Annotated in this window: 1 protein-coding gene; it reads right to left on the reverse strand. The window is 68.9% G+C overall.

Going from position 1 to position 1,281, the window contains the following annotated elements; genetic code table 11:
• Nucleotides 1–23: 23 nt before the first annotated feature.
• Nucleotides 24–1,145: an ISAs1 family transposase gene (locus tag ABZ848_RS49530; protein WP_360843742.1), complete on the reverse strand. Its 1,122-nt coding sequence runs from the start codon at nt 1,143–1,145 to the stop codon at nt 24–26.
• Between the last annotated feature and the right edge of the window lie 136 nt (nt 1,146–1,281).

The following is a 1,281-nucleotide window of genomic DNA, read 5'->3' on the forward strand; positions in this document are numbered from 1 at the left end:
CAGGGCTCCGGCAAAGTCGTTGATCACGCCGTCAGGAGCAGGTTGATGGGGCGGTCGGTGTCGCGTGCGTGATGCCGTAGGGCGGCGGCGATGTTGTTGTGTCCGTGCAGTCGCAGCAGCGTGATCGCGGTGTTGCGCAGGCCCGCCATGACGCGGGGTGCGTTGCCGGTGCGGACCTGGGAGCGGTCCTCGTCGAAGGTGACATCGCGGACCCAGTGCAGACGGTTCTCTATCTCCCAGTGCGACTGCACCCATGTGGCCAGGACGGCGGGTGGCGCGGTGCGGGCGTCCGCGCTGGTGATCAGGTAGACGATCTCGACGGTCCGTCGGCCCTTTCTGGTGACGGTGCGCCGCAGTTGGGCGACCTGTCCGGCTCCGCTGAACTCGACCCAGGCTGGCACGTCGACGACCTTGATCGTGCGGGTGGTGCGGCGCCCGTGTCCTCGGTCCGTCCTGGTGACGGCGGGTATCGAAGCCCAGGGGAGCGCCTTGAGCTGTTCATACAACGATTTCTGATTGGCCTTCACGGTCAGGACGTAGTCACCGCCGGCCCCGGTCACCAGGCTCGCGGTGTCGTGCTGAGTGTGCAGTGCGTCCATCGTGACGACCACACCGTCTAGGTCGAGGAGGCGGAGCAGGTGTCGGGCGGCGGGGATCTCGTTGCTCTTCTCGCTCACCGCGATCTGGCCGAGTACCGTCCCGGACCCGTGCGCGAGGGCAGCGACCAGGTGCGGGGCCGTGGAGCCGCCGCGTGCACCGCGGACCGTCTTACCATCAACGGCGATCACCCTGCGGCCCGCGACAAGCGCAGTCCTGGCCAGGGCCCACACTCCCAGTACCGCATCGAGACGGTCCGCGTCGAGGCGGGCGAACAGGCGCCGCAGCGTTGATTCGTCCACCCCGCCCCGCTCCAGGCCCAGCCGTTCCAGCGCGGCACTTCCCGCGTCTCGGGCCCACTCCCCGATCGCGGTGAACCCCCGGGCTCCGGCCACCACCGCGCACACCGCCACCGCGATCAGTGCACCCACCGGGTGCCGGACCCCGCGCCGACGGCGCGGATCAGGCATCCGAGCGAGCAACTGGACGAGCAGCTCATGATCCGAGGCGGGCGTGCGAACAGGGGCAGAGATACGAGACGATGGCATGGCGCGGGCGTGATCCCCTGGTCGGACGGTAAGGCGTAGGAACCTCCATCCAACCGGACCGGAACACGCCCGCGCGCCTCTTCCACCTGCAAAACACCACGTCACAGGCCTACAGAACGACTTTGCCGGGGCCCTG

Source organism: Streptomyces sp. NPDC047081 (genome assembly GCF_040643775.1).
Classification (GTDB): Bacteria; Actinomycetota; Actinomycetes; order Streptomycetales; family Streptomycetaceae; genus Streptomyces.